At 73.5% G+C, this 14,591-nt stretch carries 12 protein-coding genes; 5 read left to right on the plus strand and 7 right to left on the minus strand.

Annotated features, from left to right (window positions below; translation table 11 throughout):
- The first annotated feature begins 18 nt into the window (after nucleotides 1–18).
- The gene (locus IE212_RS10845; RefSeq protein ID WP_190197540.1) at nucleotides 19–459 is read left to right on the plus strand and encodes an SRPBCC family protein; all 441 of its coding nucleotides are present in this window, start codon (nucleotides 19–21) and stop codon (nucleotides 457–459) included.
- A 39-nt stretch (nucleotides 460–498) separates the two neighbouring features.
- Here IE212_RS10845 and IE212_RS10850 read toward each other — a convergent pair whose 3' ends face one another.
- The 4 genes from IE212_RS10850 to IE212_RS10865 form a co-directional block, all read right to left on the minus strand.
- Entirely contained in the window at nucleotides 499–1,650 is a 1,152-nt protein-coding gene (locus tag IE212_RS10850; protein ID WP_190197541.1) for an XdhC family protein, read from the minus strand.
- 79 nt (nucleotides 1,651–1,729) lie between these two features.
- On the minus strand, nucleotides 1,730–4,126 hold the full coding sequence (pucD, locus tag IE212_RS10855) for a xanthine dehydrogenase subunit D (RefSeq protein WP_190197542.1): 2,397 nt from the start codon (nucleotides 4,124–4,126) through the stop codon (nucleotides 1,730–1,732).
- Nucleotides 4,127–4,128: 2 nt separating this feature from the next.
- Nucleotides 4,129–4,686: a (2Fe-2S)-binding protein gene (locus IE212_RS10860; RefSeq protein WP_190197543.1), complete on the minus strand. Its 558-nt coding sequence runs from the start codon at nucleotides 4,684–4,686 to the stop codon at nucleotides 4,129–4,131.
- A complete protein-coding gene (locus IE212_RS10865; protein WP_190197544.1) occupies nucleotides 4,686–5,576 on the minus strand; it encodes an FAD binding domain-containing protein in 891 nt (296 codons plus the stop codon). Before IE212_RS10865 ends, IE212_RS10860 begins: the two co-directional genes overlap by 1 nt.
- 259 nt (nucleotides 5,577–5,835) lie before the next feature.
- Between IE212_RS10865 and IE212_RS10870 the strand changes: the two genes are divergently transcribed.
- Nucleotides 5,836–7,509 (plus strand): PucR family transcriptional regulator, encoded by a 1,674-nt coding sequence (locus IE212_RS10870; RefSeq protein WP_190197545.1) that lies wholly within the window; start codon nucleotides 5,836–5,838, stop codon nucleotides 7,507–7,509.
- A gap of 165 nt (nucleotides 7,510–7,674) precedes the next feature.
- A complete protein-coding gene (locus tag IE212_RS10875) occupies nucleotides 7,675–8,445 on the plus strand; it encodes a hypothetical protein (RefSeq protein ID WP_190197546.1) in 771 nt (256 codons plus the stop codon).
- Between the two features lie 299 nt (nucleotides 8,446–8,744).
- On the opposite strand, the gene IE212_RS10880 is transcribed toward IE212_RS10875, so the two are convergent.
- Nucleotides 8,745–9,542 (minus strand): GntR family transcriptional regulator, encoded by a 798-nt coding sequence (locus IE212_RS10880; protein WP_229864200.1) that lies wholly within the window; start codon nucleotides 9,540–9,542, stop codon nucleotides 8,745–8,747.
- Between the two features lie 165 nt (nucleotides 9,543–9,707).
- Here IE212_RS10880 and IE212_RS10885 point away from each other — a divergent pair, with 165 nt between their 5' ends.
- Nucleotides 9,708–10,559, plus strand: coding sequence for a (2Fe-2S)-binding protein (locus IE212_RS10885; RefSeq protein ID WP_190197548.1), 852 nt, complete (start codon nucleotides 9,708–9,710; stop codon nucleotides 10,557–10,559).
- A gap of 227 nt (nucleotides 10,560–10,786) precedes the next feature.
- Nucleotides 10,787–11,827 (plus strand): DUF2637 domain-containing protein, encoded by a 1,041-nt coding sequence (locus tag IE212_RS10890; RefSeq protein WP_190197549.1) that lies wholly within the window; start codon nucleotides 10,787–10,789, stop codon nucleotides 11,825–11,827.
- Between the two features lie 140 nt (nucleotides 11,828–11,967).
- Here IE212_RS10890 and IE212_RS10895 read toward each other — a convergent pair whose 3' ends face one another.
- Nucleotides 11,968–12,366: an ATP-binding protein gene (locus IE212_RS10895; protein ID WP_190197699.1), complete on the minus strand. Its 399-nt coding sequence runs from the start codon at nucleotides 12,364–12,366 to the stop codon at nucleotides 11,968–11,970.
- A 436-nt stretch (nucleotides 12,367–12,802) separates the two neighbouring features.
- Nucleotides 12,803–14,500, minus strand: a complete 1,698-nt coding sequence (locus IE212_RS10900) for a protein phosphatase 2C domain-containing protein (RefSeq protein WP_190197550.1) — start codon at nucleotides 14,498–14,500, stop codon at nucleotides 12,803–12,805.
- Nucleotides 14,501–14,591: the final 91 nt, after the last annotated feature.

Genomic DNA, 14,591 nt, shown 5'->3' on the forward strand with positions numbered 1-14,591 from the left:
ATTTCCTACGATCGGGACGTGGCGAACATCCTGCTCGAACGAACGGCCCCGCTCCCCCTCGACGAGGCGTGGCGGCGGATCACCCGGTGGCGGCGGCACGGTGAGGCGGTGCCGCTGACCGTGGTCAGAGTCGACCCGCCCGAGCCGACCCGTCGGGGAACCGTCGTCGTGGCCCGCTCGGGCGTCGGCCCGCTGTCCTTCGACGACCCGATGGAGGTCACGGTGTGGCAGCCGCCCGAGGGCGGGGCACCGGGGCTGTGCCGCCTGGAGAAGCGGGGCCGGGTGGTTCTCGGCTGGGCGGAGCTGGAGGTCCGGCCGGGCCCCGGAGGCCGTACCCGCGTGCTCTGGCGGGAGGAGATCCGGATCCGGCTGCTGCCGCCGCTCCTCGACGGCGTGGTGCGGCGCTCTTCCCGGTATGTGTTCGGGCGGGCGCTGAACCGCCTGCTCAGGTCGCCGTGACGGCCGGCCCCGTGCCGCGCCTGACGGCCCCCGGCCCGGTCAGGCGACCGACCCGATCCGCCGTACCGCCTTCACCTCCGGCTCGTGGTGGATCGGCGTGTGCGCCCCGGTCAGCGAGACCCCGCTGCCGCCTCGCCGCTCGGCGACGATCTCGGACGCGATCGACAGTGCCGTCTCCTCGGGCGTGCGGGCCCCGAGGTCCAGGCCGATCGGGGAGCGCAGCCGGCTCAGCTCCGGCTCGGTGAGGCCGGCTTCGCGCAGGCGTGCGGCGCGGTCCAGGTGGGTGCGCCGGGAGCCCATGGCACCGACGTACGCCACCGGCAGGCGCAATGCCAGCTTCAGCAGGGGCACGTCGAACTTGGCGTCGTGGGTCAGGACGCACAGGACCGTGCGGGCGTCGACGTCCGTGCGCTCGAGGTAGCGGTGGGGCCACTCCACGACGACCTCGTCGGCCTCCGGGAAACGCGCGGGGGTCGCGAAGACGGGCCGCGCGTCGCACACCGTGACGTGGTGGCCGAGGAACTTGCCGACCCGGACCAGGGCGGAGGCGAAGTCGACAGCGCCGAACACGATCATGCGGGGCGGCGGGACCGAGGACTCGACCAGAACGGTGAGCGGCGCTCCGCAGCGTGAGCCCTGCTCTCCGATCTCCACGGTGCCAGTGCGGCCCGCGTCCAGGAGGGCGCGGGCCTCGGCGGCGACCGTGCGGTCCAGTTCCGGGCGCGCGCCGAAGCCGCCCTCACGGGAGCCGTCGGGGCGGACGAGCAGGGCCCGGCCGGTCAGCTCGCGCGGCCCCGACACGATGCGTGCCACCGCCGCCGCCTCCCCTCGAGCGGCGGCGCCGATCGCGGACGCGACCACCGGCCGGACCGGATCGGCGGCCCGTACCGGGGTGACCAGGACGTCGATGACGCCGCCGCAGGTCAGACCCACGGCGAAGGCGTCGTCGTCGCTGTAGCCGAAGCGCTCCAGGACGGTCTCGCCGTCCCGCAGCGCCTGTTCGCACAGCTCGTGGACCGCGCCCTCCACACAGCCGCCGGAGACCGAGCCGATGGCCGTGCCCTCGGCGTCCACGGCGAGCGCGGCACCGGGCCCGCGGGGTGCGCTGCCGCCGACGGCCACCACGGTGGCCACGGCGAAGTCACGTCCCTGCTCGACCCACCGGTTCAGCTCCTCGGCGATGTCCAGCATCTGTCTCGGTCTCCTTGGGTCGGCGAGGCGGCGAGCTGTGGAATCCCGGGGGACGAGTTCCCCGGCGGGACGCTGTGGCTCAGCCCTCGGAGCGTCGCGTGCCGGTCAGGTGCTCGGGTCGGACCGGCGTCCTGTTCAGCTCCAGGCCGGTCGCGTCGCGGATCGCCGCGAGGACCGCCGGGGTGGACGACAGGGTGGGTGCCTCGCCGACGCCGCGCAGCCCGTACGGGGCGTGCTCGTCGGCGAGTTCCAGCACGTCGACCGGGATGGTCGGCGTGTCGAGGATCGTCGGGATCAGGTAATCGGTGAAGGACGGGTTCTTGACCTTCGCCGTCTTCGGATCGACGACGATCTCCTCCATGACCGCCATGCCCAGGCCCTGCGTCGTGCCGCCCTGGATCTGGCCGAGCACGGACAGCGGGTTGAGTGCCTTGCCGACGTCCTGGGCGCAGGCCAGCTCGATGACCTTCACCAGGCCGAGTTCGGTGTCGACCTCGACGACGGCGCGGTGCGCGGCGAAGGAGTACTGGACGTGCCCGTTGCCCTGGCCGGTGCGCGGGTGGAAGGGCTCGGTCGGCCGGTGCCGCCACTCCTCCTCGACCTCGACGCTCTCGCCCTCCAGGACGTCGGCCAGGTCGGCGAGGGCCTCGCCGCCGTCCGTGACGACCTTGCCGCCCTCCAGCAGCAGCTCGGCTGTCGCCCAGGCCGGGTGGTGGGAGCCGAACTTGCGACGCCCGATCTCCAGCACCTTCTCGCGCACCAGCTCGCAGGCGTGTCTGATCGCCCCGCCGGTGACGTACGTCTGCCGGGAGGCGGAGGTCGAACCGGCGCTGCCCACCCGGGTGTCGGCCGGGTTGATGGTGACCTGGGTGACGCCCAGCTCGGTGCGGGCGATCTGCGCGTGGACGGTGACACCGCCCTGGCCGACCTCGGCCATGGCGGTGTGGACGGTGACGACGGGCTCGCCGCCCACGACCTCCATCCGGACCCTGGCGGTCGAGTAGTCGTCGAAACCCTCCGAGAAGCCCACGTTCTTGATGCCGACCGCGTAGCCGACCCCGCGGACGACGCCCTCCCCGTGCGTGGTGTTCGACAGTCCGCCGGGCAGCTGCCGCACGTCGGCGCCCTCGCTGGACTCCCATTGGCGCTCCGGCGGCATGGGCATCGCCTTGACCCGGCGCAGGAGTTCGGCGACCGGCGCCGGGGAGTCGACCGGCTGCCCGGTGGGCATGACGGTGCCCTGCTCCATGGCGTTGAGCTGCCGGAACTCCACCGGGTCCATGCCGAGCCGGGCGGCGAGCTTGTCCATCTGCGCCTCGTAGGCGAAGCACGCCTGGACCGCGCCGAAGCCGCGCATGGCGCCGCAGGGCGGGTTGTTGGTGTAGAGGGCGAGGGCCTCGATGTCCACGTCGTCGATCACGTACGGGCCGACGGACAGCGAGGAGGCGTTGCCGACGACCGCCGGGGAGGCCGAGGCGTAGGCCCCGCCGTCCAGGACGATCCGGCACTTCATGTGGGTCAGCTTGCCGTCGCGGGTGGCTCCGTGCTCGTAGTGGAGCTTGGCCGGGTGGCGGTGGACATGGCCGAAGAAGGACTCGAACCGGTTGTAGACGATCTTGACGGGCTTGCCCGTGCGGAGCGCCAGCAGGCAGGCGTGGATCTGCATCGACAGGTCCTCGCGGCCGCCGAACGCGCCGCCGACGCCGGACAGCGTCATCCGCACCTTGTCCTCGGGCAGCCCGAGCACGGGCGCGATCTGCCGCAGGTCGCTGTGCAGCCACTGGGTGGCGATGTAGAGGTGGACGCCGCCGTCCTCCTCCGGCACCGCGAGGCCGGACTCGGGGCCGAGGAAGGCCTGGTCCTGCATGCCGAAGGTGTACTCGCCCTCGACGATCACGTCGGCGCGCGCACGGGCCCGCGCCACGTCGCCGCGGACGATCGGCTGGCGGTGGAGGATGTTGGGGTGCGGGACGTGGCCGGCGTGGTGGTCTTCACGGTTCTCGTGGACGAGGACGGCGTCCGGGGCGGTCGCGGAGGCCTCGTCGGTGATGACGGGGAGTTCGCGGTAGTCGACCTTGATCTTGGCGGCGGCGCGGCGGGCGGTCTCCGGGTGGTCGGCGGCGACGATCGCGACCGGCTCGCCGTGGTGGCGGACCTTGCCGTGGGCGAGGACCGGGGTGTCCCGGATCTCCAGCCCGTAGTGCTTCACGTCCGTGGGCAGGTCGTCGTACGTCAGGACGGCGTGGACGCCCGGCAGGGCGAGGGCCTCACTCGTGTCGATGGACACGATCTGCGCGTGCGCGACCGTCGACCGGAGGATCTGCCCCCAGAGCATGTCCTCGTGCCACATGTCGGACGAGTAGGCGAACTCGCCGGTGACCTTGAGGGTGCCGTCCGGACGGAGGGTGGACTCACCGATGCCGCCCTTGGTCTGCGACCCCTGGGTGATCTTGGTGGGTGCGCCGTTGGCTGCCATGGTCAGGCCCCCTCGGACTGGCGGGCGGCCGCGAGGCGGACCGCGTCCATGATCTTCTCGTAGCCGGTGCAGCGGCACAGGTTGCCCGACAGGGCCTCGCGGATGTCCGCGTCGGTCGGGTCGGGGTTGCGCTCCAGCATCTCGTCGGCGGCGACCAGCAGACCGGGCGTGCAGAAGCCGCACTGGACCGCGCCGGCGTCGATGAACGCCTGCTGGATCGGGGCGAGCCGGGTGCCCTCGCCGGTCTGCGAGTCGGTGTCCCGCGCGGTACCACTCGGGGACGTACGGTCGCCGGTCCCGCAGGACCGCTGCCCGGCGTAGTCGGCGAGGCCCTCGACGGTGACGACCTCACGGCCCTCCACCTGCCCGGCCGCCACCAGACACGAACACACCGGCACACCGTCGAGCCGGACGGTGCACGACCCGCACTCGCCCTGTTCACAGGCGTTCTTCGACCCCGGCAGGCCCAGCCGCTCCCTCAGCACGTACAGCAGGGACTCGCCCTCCCACACGTCGTCGGCCTCCTGCGGACGGCCGTTGACCGTGAAGTTGACACGCATTACGCGGCTCCCTCGGTGATGCGGCGGGCGCCGCGGTAGGACTCCCAGGTCCAGGTCAGCGTGCGGCGGGCCATGACGCCGACCGCGTGGCGGCGGTAGCTCGCGGTGCCCCGGACGTCGTCGATCGGGTTGCAGGCGGCCGAGCACAGGTCCGCGAACCGCTGGGCGACCGACGGGGTGACGATCTTCCCGTTGTCCCAGAAACCACCCTCCTCCAGAGCGGCGTTCAGAAACTCCTCGGCGACCTTGGCCCGAACGGGTGTCGGGGCGGCCGAACCGATCCCGGTCCGCACGGTCCGCGTCTGCGGGTGCAGCGCCAGCCCGAAGGCGCACACGGCGATGACCATGGCGTTCCGGGTCCCCACCTTGGAGAACTGCTGCGGCCCGTCGGCCTTCCTCACGTGCACGGCCCGGATCAGCTCATCAGCCGCGAGCGCGTTGCGCTTCACGCCGGTGTAGAACTCGTCGATCGGGATGCGCCGCGACCCGCGCACCGACTCGACCTCCACCTCGGCGCCCGCGGCGAGCAGCGCGGGGTGGGCGTCGCCCGCCGGGGAGGCGGTGCCGAGGTTGCCGCCGACGCCGCCGCGGTTGCGGATCTGCGGGGAGGCGACCGTGTGCGAGGCGAGGGCCAGCCCCGGCAGCTCGGCGCGCAGGTTCTCCATGATCCGGGTGTAGGGCACGGAGGCGCCGAGCCGGACGCTCTCCGCCCCGACCTCCCACTCGAAGAGGTCACCGACACGGTTCAGGTCCATGAGGTACTCGGGCCGGCGGTGGTCGAAGTTGATCTCGACCATCACGTCGGTGCCACCCGCAATCGGCACAGCGGTGGGGTGCTCGGCTTTCGCGGCGAGCGCCTCCTCCCAGCTGGCGGGGCGAAGGAAGTCCATGACCGGCTCTCTTCTCCGTCATCTCGTGGGGCGATCAGATTGAGCCAATCCGTGTGCGGCGGTCCCGGCTCGTCATGTGCTGTCGACGCGTGATGGACCCAGTACACAGCGCGGCACTCCGACGGGTCAGTCACGGAAACCATGAAGGAGTTGGCTGGCCAGGGCGGGCATCTTGTAGATTCGTATGAACAAAGGCCCTCAGGAACGTCCTCGTCTTCCTGTGGAAACGTGATCGAGACAAAGAACGGCGGCGACGAGCATGCGGCTGCGCGCACTGCTGGAGACGGACGCGCTGGGCCTGAAGCTGCTGAGCGGCGAGGACGAGCTGGACCGCACCGTGCGCGGCGTGATGACCACCGACCTCAGGGATCCCAGCCGCTACCTGTCGGGCGGCGAACTGGTGCTCACCGGCCTCGCCTGGCGCCGGGGCGCCGCGGACTCGGAGCCGTTCGTCCGGCTCCTGGTGCAGGAGGGCGTGGCCGCCCTGGCGGCCGGCGAGGCCGAGCTGGGCGACGTGCCGGAGGACCTGGTCGTCGCCTGCGCACGGCACCGCCTCCCGCTCTTCGCGGTCCACGAGTCGGTGGCCTTCGCGACCATCACCGAGCACGTCGTGCGGCAGGTCTCCGGCGAGCGCGCCGGAGACCTCGCGGCGGTCGTCGACCGGCACCGCCGGATGATGACCTCGGGCCCGGCCGGCGGCGGCCCGGACGTGGTCCTCGACCTGCTCGGCTCGGACCTGGACCTGCGGGCCTGGGTCCTCTCCCCCACCGGCCGGCTGATCGCGGGCCCCAAGGCCGGCGCACCGGCCCTGCCCGCCGAGGCCTGCGGACGGCTGGCGGCGGAACACCTCACGGCCACCCGCTCGGGCCGCCGCGCCCCGCACCGCGTCCTCCTGGGCGGCTCCACCTACTCCCTGTTCCCGGTCCGCTCGACGGGCCGCTCACCGCAGACCGCCCGCGACGTCCGCGAGACCGTGCTGTCCGACTGGCTGCTGGCCGTCGAGGCGGACGCCGGGGACTGGGCCGAGGAGCGCCTGGACCTGCTGCACGGCGTCACCCAGCTGATCGCGGTCGAGCGCGACCGCCGGGACGCCGCCCGCACGGTCCGCCGCCGCCTCGCCCAGGAGGTCCTGGAACTGGTCCAGACGGGCGCGGCCCCCGCCGAGATCGCCGCCCGTCTGCGCGTGGCCGCACCGGTGCTGCTGCCCGGCCTCGGCGCGGCGCCGCACTGGCAGGTGGTCGTGGCCCGCGTCGACTGGGACGGCGGGGAGACCGAGAGCGGCCCGATGGCCCAGGCCCTGCTGGAGGAGATCCTGGTCGACCCGCTGCCGGCGGGCCCGGATCACTCCGACCGCATCGCCGTGGCCCACACGGGCGAGGAGGCCGTCGCCCTCGTCCCGCTGCCCGCCGTCCCGACGGAGCCCGACGGCTCGGAGACCGGCATCGTCGCGGACGCCCTGCTGGAGTCCGTACGGGACCCCCTCACGGCGGGTCTCGACGACGACGGGCGCCTCACCCTCGGTGTCAGCGCGACGGTCCACTCGGCGGAGGGACTGCGGGGCGCACTGGAGGAGGCCCGGCACGCCCGCCGCGTGGCGGCGGCACGCCCCGGCCGGGTCTGCGCGGCGGGCCACCAGGAGCTGGCCTCCCACGTCCTGCTCCTGCCCTTCGTCCCGGACGACGTCCGGCGCGCGTTCACGGCCCGCCTCCTGGACCCGCTCCGCGACTACGACCGCCGCCACCGAGCCGAACTGATCCCCACGCTGGAGGCCTTCCTGGACTGCGACGGCTCCTGGACCCGCTGCGCCTCCCGCCTGCACCTGCACGTCAACACGTTGCGCTACCGAGTGGGCCGCATCGAGCAGTTGACGGGCCGGGACCTCTCACGTCTCGAGGACAAGCTGGACTTCTTCCTGGCACTGCGCATGAGCTGAGACGCGGACGCGTCCCGGCCCGAACTTCAAGGAGGCCGGTGTCCCACGACTTTGTGAAATCCTTCACCCACCCTCTTGGCCCGGCGCCGCGATTCGTGCTGAGATGCCGCCACCACTCAACAGCTCGATGGCGTGCTCGGGGAGGGCAACGTGGCGCATACCGCCATGTCTGGTAACGGAACGACCGCCGGTGACGATCCCCTCCAGACCGCGGTATGGCGGCTGCGCTCACGCGCGTGCTGGGCCGACGCCGCCGCCCTGCTGCCGCCGGACACCCCCGCGGCGGCGCTGCAACGCGCCTCGCTGCTGGTGGAGCGGTGTCTGTACACGGAGCAGGGCTGGCAGGAGGCCGAGGACGCCCTGCGCGTCGCCGAGGCGCTGGCGCACAGCGACGACGAGCGGGGCGCGGCCGCTTGTGAACGCGGGTACTTGGCCTACGCGGCGACGGTGCTCGCGGTCCGCGACCGCGCCGACGAGGCGCGCGCGGCGCTGGGCAGGGCGGCGGCGCTGATCCCTCCGGGGGCCGAGCGGCGGGCCCTGCTCGACTTCCGGCGCGGGTTGCTCGCGGAGAACCTGACACGGTCCCCGCAGGCGGCGCGGGCGGCGTATCGCCGAGCACACGCGGGCGCGACGGCGCACTCCGACCCGCTGCTGCTGTCCTTCACCTGGCGCCACCTGGCCGGACTCGCCCTGCGGGAGGGGGAGTTGGCGGAGGCCAGGCACGGTTTCGCCGAGTCCCTGCGGATCCGCGAGGAACTGGGCTACCTCGTCGGCACGGCCCCGGCGCTGGTGTCCCTGGCCGACACGGAGACCGAGCCGGAGGCGTCCCGGCTGCGGGAGGAGGCGCGGCGGCTGTTCCGGTTGCTCGGGGGTGTCCCGACGTGGCTGGCGCGAGTGCTGACCCCGTTGCCTCCGGCCGCGGGGGCGACGGCCTGAGGCCCAGCGGCCGCGGAGCTCGGCGTTGCGAGGTGCCGGGCGTTGGTGCTGGGGGCGGGGCGTTGCGCAACTCGGCGCGACGAGGTGCCGCTGCGCCCACCCGTGCCGCCCCAGCGGCACGACTGCCCGCAGCTAGGACGGCCCGCAGCCGCGTACGCACGGAAGGGGACGTGTCGGGGGGTGTCCGCCCGCAGCGGTTGGCGCGTCAACGGACAGTCACTCGATATCCGACTCCATCGCGCCGTTCCGAGGACGGACACCCCCCGGCGCGGCCCCGACCCCCCACCCAGCAGCAGGCGTCACGCGCCACAAGCCCCCGCGAAGTGCTCCCCCACCAACTCCCGCACCACCTCCAGGTCCCGGGCGATCAACGCGTCCAGCAACGCCGTGTGCTCGTGCGCGTCCGCCACCAGGTCCGCACACCCCCGCACCCCCGGCCCGCCCCCGACCAGCGGCCACTGGGCCCGCCGGTGCAGGTCCTCCGCGATCTGCACCAACTGCTCGTTGCCGGACAGGGACAGCACGGCCCGGTGGAACACCCGGTCCGCGTCCGCGTAGGTGGCACGGCAGCCGGAGGACGCCGCGCGAACCGTCGCCTCGGCGAAGGGACGGAGTTCGGCCCACCGCTCGGCCGGCACCGTACGGGCCAGCCGCAGCATCACCGGCACCTCGATCAACGCCCGCACCTCGGCCAGCTCCGCCAGTTGCCGCGCCCCCCGCTCGACCACCCGGAACCCCCGGTTCGGCACAACCTCGACAGCCCCCTCGAGGGCCAGCTGCTGCATGGCCTCCCGCACCGGCGTAGCCGACACCCCGAACCGCTCGCCGAGCGCAGGAGCCGAGTACACCTCACCGGGTCTGAGCTCCCCCGCCACCAGCGCGGCCCGCAGCGCGTCCACGATCTGCCCGCGCACCGAGGCCCGCCGCACGACGGACCGGTGCCGCGCAGGCGCGGGCTCACCGTGCGTGTGCTCACCGCGCGCCGCCCCGTCCTGCCGGGGCACCCGGGCCTGCCCGGCCTCCCCGCCCTCCCCCGCCTCCCCGGCACGCGCCTGCGGCTCCCCCGTCCGGGCGGACCCCTGCGCGACCTGCCTCACGGGTCCTCCTCCGGACGTATCGGTACTTGGGGTCATTACGGCGGGTTGTTACTCGCCCGTCAAGCACCATAAGCGCACCGGCCGCCAGTTCAAATCCCAGCGATCTCCGTTAAGGTAAGGCTTACCTTCCAACTCATCCGTTCGACAGCGTGGATCGGTGATCACATGCCCGTGCCCCGTTCGGCCGTCTCCGGCGCCTACACCCGCCTGGCCGAGGTCCTCCCGGGGCTCGCCGTCACCGAACTCACCCCGGACGACCCCGCCCCGCAGGGCGGCGGCTGGATCAGCGCCGCCACCCTCGCCGCCGCCGGCCCCGACCTCGAGACGTACCTGGCCTGGGACGACAGCCAGATCCGCCGGGACTACGAGCAGCAGGCCCGCCCGGACGTCATCGCCAGCTTCGGCCTGCACCGGTACGCCTGGCCCGCGTGCCTCCTGATCACCGTCCCCTGGTTCCTGCACCGCCGCGTCCCCCGCTACCCCGTGACGCACGTCTCGTACGACCGCACAGCGCCGGGCCACGCCCTCGGCCACCTGGCCGTCCGCCCGGCCGGCTTCGCCTGCCTGCCCGGCGACGAGGCCGCCACGCTGCCCGGCGCCCGGGTCGTCGCAGACGAAGAGGCCCTGCGGGCCGAGGTCCGCTCGGCGGTCGCCGAGCACATGGAGCCGGTCCTGACCGGCTTCGGCCCGCGGATGCGGCGGCGCGGACGAGCCCTGTGGGGCATGGCCACGGACGAGATCGTCGAGGGGCTCTGGTACGTCGCCCAGCTGTTCGGCGAGATCGAGGAGCGGCGCGCGATGCGCGAGCTGGAGCTGCTCCTGCCGGGCGCCACGAAGCCGTACGTGGGCACGGCCGCCTTCCGCGAACTGACCGGCCCCGGCGGCGAGCCCCTGCGCACCCGGGACCGGGCGAGCTGCTGCATGTTCTACACCCTGCGTCCCGAGGACACCTGCGCCACCTGTCCGCGCACCTGTGACGCGGACCGGGTCACCAAGCTGCTGGCCACCGCCAGTTGAGGTCGCACCGCCCTCACAGGTCACGGAGCCCCCTCAGGACCCACCCGCACGGGCAGTTCCATTCGAACTGACCCCCCTCCTTCAAGCGGGCGTTCGAGCAGAACGCCGCCCTCGGCATTCCCTCGCACTTCCTTGGCGGCCTCTTGCCCCGAAACCCCCTGAGGGCCAACGGGATTGGGCCACTATGGCGGGCGTTACGCCCTATCCCAATGCGAGGGACCACCCCCATGAGACTGACCGACATATCGCTGAACTGGCTGCTTCCGGGCGCCGTGCTTCTCCTGGGCATGCTGGCGGCGGTGGCGGTGCTCGCGCGCGGCAAGCGCTCCTCGGTCAAGGACACGAGCGCGGACGATTCCTGGGAGCGCAACGAGGAGCGCCGCAGACGCAAGGAAGCCGTCTACGGCACCGTTTCCTACGTCCTTCTCTTCTGCTGCGCGGCCGTGGCCGCCGCACTCTCCTTTCACGGCCTGGTCGGCTTCGGCGAGCAGAACCTCGGCCTGACGGGCGGCTGGCAGTACCTCGTCCCGTTCGGCCTGGACGGCGCGGCGATGTTCTGCTCCGTGCTCGCGGTGCGCGAGGCCAGCCACGGTGACGCCGCGCTCGGCTCCCGCATACTGGTCTGGGCGTTCGCGTTCGCCGCGGCCTGGTTCAACTGGGTGCACGCGCCCCGGGGCATCGGCCACGCGGGGGCGCCTCATTTCTTCGCGGGCATGTCCCTGTCGGCGGCGGTGCTCTTCGACCGCGCGCTGAAGCAGACCCGCCGGGCCGCCCTGCGGGAGCAGGGCCTGGTGCCGCGCCCGCTGCCGCAGATCCGTATCGTGCGATGGCTGCGGGCCCCCCGGGAGACGTACCGGGCGTGGTCGCTGATGCTCCTGGAGGGCGTGCGCAGCCTCGACGAGGCGGTCGACGAGGCGCGCGACGACAAGCGCAAGAAGGACGAGGCCCGGCAGCGGCGCCGCGACCAGCAGCGCGTGGAGCGGGCCCAGCTGAAGGCGATCAGCCGCGGCCATCGTGGCCATCTCGGCCGCGGCGGCGGCCGGCAGCTGGAGGTGCAGGTGGAGCGCGGCTCCTCGCAGGTCTCCGCGGAGCCTGCCATATCCGGGCCGGAGCCCCTGCCCGTCCGCTCGCGTCCCTCCCTTCAGCCGGTCCGCACAGGGGCTGACCAGGTGACCGTCGACCTCACCGCGGAGGACGACACCATGGCGCTGCCGCGCCTCGACTCGCTGGAGCGCAAGCTCAAGGACCTGGAGCAGCAGTTCGGCTGACCGGACGGCACACAGAACGGAAGGGGACGCGGCCCACGGGCCGCGTCCCCTTTTACGCTCAGGCCCGCCGCTCAGGCCCCGCCGCCCAGGCCCGTCCGCTCAGGCCCCGCCGCTCAGCCCCACGACTCAGACCCTGCCACTCACGCCGCCTCGGCGCCGAGTTCGAACCAGACGGCCTTGCCCACACCGTGTGCCCTGACCCCCCAGTCGTCCGCGAGGGACTCCACCAGGAACAGACCCCTGCCGTTCGTACCGTCGTCGGCGACCGGTACGCGCAGCCGGGGTCTGCGGGCCACGAAGTCCCTTACCTCCACGCGCAGTCCACGAGGTCCGACGGTGGCTGTCAGGACCGCGTCGTGGTCGGTGTGGACGATCGCGTTGGTGACGAGTTCGCTGGTGAGCAGTTCCGCTACGTCCGACTGTCCGTTCTTCCCCCACTGTCCGAGCAGTTCACGCAGTGCCTTGCGGGCCTCCGGCACGGCCCGCAAATCCGCCCGCCCGAGTCTGCGCCTCAGCTGTGGCGCCCGCGCCTGCTCCATGACGTCTTCGGTCTTGTCCTCCGCCGTCTTCGCCGAGAAGGCCCCGATCGCTATGGGACCGCCTCGTCGTGCCTGCCTCTCCATGACCCCCGCCCGCGCGCCGATGTCGGTTCCCCTCCTGCTCGAACACGTTCACGGGGATCCATGCCCCATCGGGCACGCGGCAGTCATGTCCCGTCGTCAACGACCGGATGTTCGGCCACGCGGACACGGCCGACGGGCCGGCCGGAGCGGTCGTGAGCGGTACGGCGGCGAGGGGCAGGGGGACAAGAGGGTAGCCGCTACAGGCCCTGCGGTGGCGTCTGAGCGCCAAAGATCGGACGAACTGCCCATGGCCGACTGCCTTTCCTTCCGTACCCGGCGGAGGGTCGACGCGGTCGGTCCCCCTGCGCGGCGGTCCGGTGAAGTTGGCCGAACTACGACGGTCCGGGCACCCTCACCCCTCCCAAACCGCCACCGCCGTACGGTCGTCCGCATAACCCTTGACCCGTACCTGGGTGTCCGCGAGGAACGCGGCGAGGCCGGGCGGCTCGTCGCGGGACCACCGCTCGGCCAGGTACTCACCCAGTTCGGGTTCGCCGCGCAGCGGGTCGGCGAGGCCGCCGCTGCACACGAGGAGCGTGTCGCCCGGGCGGGCGACGGAAGCACGGAAACGGAAGGGTTCGCGAGGTGGTTCGGGGGCCGGTTCGTAGGGGCTGGGCGGGGTCGGGATGCCCAGGTCCATGGTGAGCCGGTCGCCGTCGGGCGTCTCGGTGGGGGGCGATCCGAACCCCACGACCGGTTCGCCCTTGAGCTCGGCGACCTGCGGTTCGATGTCCCGCCACTCGCCGTCCCGTAACCGGAACAGCCCGCCGGGCCCGACGCCGAAGAAGACGCGCGTACGGCACTGGGGGTCGGCGGGCAGCAGCAGACAGCGCAGGCCGGCCGTGTACTCCTGCGGGTTCACGCCCCGCTCGGCGGCGCTCGCGCGGAGCCTGCCGAGGCTGCGGTCGGTGAGGCGGTGCAGTCCGGACTTCAGGTCGGCGCGCCGCCCGGCCCTGATGTCCTCCACGAGCCGCGCGTGACTGCGTCCGACGGCCCGCCCGATCCAGTGACACGCCTCTGCGGCGGCGCGGTGCGCCCCCGGCGTGGTCCGGACCCCGGTCGCCATGGCCACCAGCAGCAGCGCCTGTTCGCCGGTGCCGAACCGTGCGGTCAGCAGCGAGTCCCGGCGCGGCTCCCCCCGGTACCGCGCCGAGTCCCCCCGCACGGACACGGCCCGCACCGTGCAGACCCCGTACCGGGCGCCGTCGAGCACGGTGTCCGCGACGAGGTCGTCCAGCTCATCGGGGTCGGCGAGCGGAAGGGCGGTGGGCTCGGCGTCGTAGGTGGGCGGCCGCGAGCCGACGTGCCCGCGGGGCCGGGGGGAGGACGCGGGGCGCTCGAAGCCGCGTTGACCGGGCGAGGCGCCGGCGGACGGGGACGGCGTGGGCGGAGGGCCGGCGGGACGGGGTGGTACGCGCGGCGGGTCGGCTGGGGCGCGGGACGCCGGCCCGCCGGGCCGGGGCTCGGCCGGTGGGGTGGTGGGGACCCCGGGCGGGGCTCCCGCCATCGTGTAACCGGTCGCCTCGGAGCTCGGCTGGAAGGGAGGGGCCGGGGGTGGCGGCGGGACCGTCGGCGGGGCGGGGGGCGTCCGCGAGGTGGGGCTCCTCGTCGCGCAGGTCTCCCCCGGACCGTCCGAGGGGCTGCCGGGCCCGTCCGCACCGCCCGCGGGTGTCCGCCCGCCCGCCCCGCCTCCGGGTGTCTGCTCTCCTCCCTGCCGTCGCGCCGCGGTCGGAAAGGTCACCGGGCCCGCAGGCCGCGCCGGCGGCGGTTCCCAGGGCGCGCGCTGCTGGGCCGCGCCCGGGACCGCTGGGGTGTCCGCGAGGTCTTCGGCCCGAGGCGCCGGAACCACTGGCTCGGAGCGGGCCCTCGCGTCCTCCCGGCCCCCGGAAACGCCCCGCTCCCCCACCGCCCCCGCCGCCGAGGCGAAGCGGTCGTCGAGGGAATCGGGCGCGGACGCCGGGCCCGTGTCGCCGGTGGAGCCGTCGTACAACTGCCTCCACCAGTCGTCCTCGTGACCGTGACCGGTGGGCCTTCCCCCCTGCTGGCTCATGACCCTGATTGTCCACCGCAGGGGCGGGATGAACAGGGGGCTTGTGGAAAAACCGGCCCCTTCCGGCACGGCGAACCGCGCGCCGAGTGAG

Origin of the sequence: Streptomyces djakartensis (assembly GCF_014651075.1) — a bacterium.
GTDB classification, from domain to species: domain Bacteria; phylum Actinomycetota; class Actinomycetes; order Streptomycetales; family Streptomycetaceae; genus Streptomyces; species Streptomyces djakartensis.